Source organism: Mycobacterium sp. (assembly GCF_050701675.1).
In the GTDB taxonomy this organism is placed as follows: domain Bacteria; phylum Actinomycetota; class Actinomycetes; order Mycobacteriales; family Mycobacteriaceae; genus Mycobacterium.
The window spans coordinates 1-2,493 of the sequence record NZ_JBOGDD010000128.1 but is presented as its reverse complement, the minus strand read 5'-3'; the positions used below and the strand labels follow the sequence as shown (position 1 = coordinate 2,493).

Sequence of the window (2,493 nt, the reverse complement as noted above, 5' to 3'; positions counted from 1 at the left end):
GCACCTCGAGGCTGCGCTGCAGATCGATCACCTGGTGGGCGACGCTGTCGGCGTCCACCAGCGCCAGCAGCGCTTCGGCCTGCGCGTCGAGATCACCGGTGGTGCCTGCGGCGTCGAGCAGCATCCGGACGTGGGTGTGGTGCAGTGTCGATGGCGCGTTGAACCGCGTCTGCGGGTCGCGGCTCGCATCGGACAGCAGCGCCCGGTGGTCCCAAGCGAAGCGCAGCCGATCGCGTCCGTAGGCCAGCAGTCGCTCCAGCGGCGGCGCTCCGGGGCCCAGGGGGGGAGGCCCGAACATGAACGCCTGCTGCTCGACCTTCTCGTCCTCGTCGAGGAGCACGATCATGAGGCCTGCGCGACTTCCGAAGCGGCGGAACAGCGTGCCCTTGCCGACACCCGCGGCGGTGGCCACGTCGTCCATCGTGACGGCCTCGGTGCCGTGCTCGGAGATCAGCCGGCGCGCGGCGTCGAGCAGCAGTGCGCGGTTGCGGGCGGCGTCGCCACGCTCCGACGGCGCGGAGTCGGAGACCGGGAGTCCGGTCAGCCCGTCGGTGACGCTCATACCTGCACTTTAGCTCAACCGGAATGAATCGGACCATAGTCCGGTTACCCTGTGCAAGGATCGGCGTGAGTCATAGAAGGGGTTGAGGAAGATGTCGGACAACAAGGTCTTGGTACTGGTGGGCAGTCTGCGGGCGGCGTCGGTGAACCGGCAACTGGCCGAGGTGGCCATCGAGGCCGCTCCCGACGGCGTGACGTTGCAGTTGTTCGACCGGCTGGGCGAGTTGCCGTTCTACAACGAGGACATCGACGGGGACCCGGAAGATGGCGGAGTGCCCGAGCCCGTCAAGGCGCTGCGCCTGGCTGCGGCCGAAGCGGACGCCGCACTCGTCGTCACGCCCGAGTACAACGGCAGTATCCCCGGGGTGCTGAAGAACGCGATCGACTGGTTGTCTCGACCGTTCGGCGACAGTGCGCTCAAGGACAAGCCGCTCGCGGTCGTCGGAACGTCGCTGGGCCAGTTCGGCGGGGTTTGGGCGCACGACGAGACGCGCAAGTCCTTCGGCATCGCCGGTCCCCGCGTGGTCGAGGACGTGAAGCTGTCCGTGCCAGGGAAGGTCTTCGACGGCAAGCATCCGCGGGAGAACGCCGAGGTGACCGCAAGCGTGCGCGAGGTCGTGGAGAAGCTGGCCGCCGCGGTCAGTTGAGTCCGTTCGAGGCCAAGCCGCCGACGTGCCCGATGAGGGTTCGTCGGCGGCTTTGCTGTTGGGGGGCGTTCCGGTAAGCCTGTCGGTGGCCCGTGATAGACAGGTGTCCATTGCGCGACACGTTCTGTTTGTGAGATGCGACACGCCGATGGGAGACGAGTTCATGGGCTTACGACCTGGGAATTCCATCAATGTCGTTCAGAACATCTTGTATCCGCATTGGATGTCGGGCACTAGGTGTAGTGTTCTGCAGACCGACAGACCCCCACGGTATCCGTACCGGCTCAGGTCGGCCGGAGCTCGCGAATCCTGCAGGTCGGTTCACCCGACGGCCGGTTCGAGCAGCTCAGGACGGCAGGAATTTCACGGGTCTCCGGACCGCTGAACAGTAGTAGCCAGTTAGTCCAGTTTCCGCAGAGGAGCCGTGCCGAAGATGACAGTCACCGTCTACACCAAGCCCGCTTGCGTGCAGTGCAACGCCACCTACAAGGCGCTGGACAAGCAGGGCATCGATTACGAGGTCATCGACATCACCGAGGTGCCCGAGGCCCGTGACTACGTCATGGCGCTCGGTTACCTGCAGGCGCCCGTCGTCGTGGCGGGCAACGATCACTGGTCGGGGTTCCGCCCGGACCGGATCAAGTCGCTGTCCGGGGTAGCGGTCGCAGTCACGGCATAACGGGTATCCGGCGGGCGGAAGAAAGGGGAACGTGATGAGCAATCTCGTCTACTTCTCCAGCGTCTCGGAGAACACGCACCGCTTCGTCGAGAAGCTGGGTCTGCCCGCCATCCGGATTCCGGTACTTGGACGAATCGAGGACCCTGAGTTCGTCCAAGAGCCCTACGTGCTGGTGCTGCCCACCTACGGAGGCGGGCACGCGAACGGACCGGACCCCGATGCCGGGGGATACGTCCCCAAACAGGTCATCGCCTTCCTGAACAACGAACACAACCGGTCGCTGCTGCGTGGCGTCATCGCCGCGGGCAACACCAACTTCGGCGCCGAATTCGGCTACGCGGGTGACGTCGTCTCCCGCAAGTGCGGCGTGCCATACCTCTATCGCTTCGAATTGATGGGCACCACGGACGACGTCATCGCCGTCCGCGCGGGCCTCGCCGACTTCTGGAAGGACCAGCCGTGCCACCAACCGTCACAGCTACAGAACACGTAACCACCGGCGCGCACGCGCTGCCGGGGGAGACGGACTACCACGCGCTCAACGCGATGCTGAACCTCTACGACGCCGACGGCAAGATTCAGTTCGAGAAGGATCGCGAGGCGGCG

5 protein-coding genes are annotated in these 2,493 nt (G+C 65.5%); 4 read left to right on the top strand and 1 reads right to left on the bottom strand.

Annotation, left to right across the window (positions count from 1 at the left end):
• On the bottom strand, positions 1-562 hold a 562-nt coding region (locus tag ACRDUX_RS03885; protein WP_526411198.1), incomplete at its 3' end, for a TetR/AcrR family transcriptional regulator.
• A gap of 91 nt (positions 563-653) precedes the next feature.
• Here ACRDUX_RS03885 and ACRDUX_RS03880 point away from each other — a divergent pair.
• The 4 genes from ACRDUX_RS03880 to ACRDUX_RS03865 form a co-directional block, all read left to right on the top strand.
• The gene (locus ACRDUX_RS03880) at positions 654-1,208 is read left to right on the top strand and encodes an NADPH-dependent FMN reductase (protein WP_526411196.1); all 555 of its coding nucleotides are present in this window, start codon (positions 654-656) and stop codon (positions 1,206-1,208) included.
• Positions 1,209-1,641: 433 nt separating this feature from the next.
• Positions 1,642-1,887 (top strand): redoxin NrdH, encoded by a 246-nt coding sequence (locus ACRDUX_RS03875; protein WP_526411195.1) that lies wholly within the window; start codon positions 1,642-1,644, stop codon positions 1,885-1,887.
• A gap of 34 nt (positions 1,888-1,921) precedes the next feature.
• A complete protein-coding gene (gene nrdI, locus ACRDUX_RS03870; protein ID WP_526411193.1) occupies positions 1,922-2,380 on the top strand; it encodes a class Ib ribonucleoside-diphosphate reductase assembly flavoprotein NrdI in 459 nt (152 codons plus the stop codon).
• The coding region (locus ACRDUX_RS03865; protein WP_526411200.1) for a hypothetical protein at positions 2,347-2,493 on the top strand (147 nt) is incomplete at its 3' end. The genes nrdI and ACRDUX_RS03865, both read left to right, overlap by 34 nt.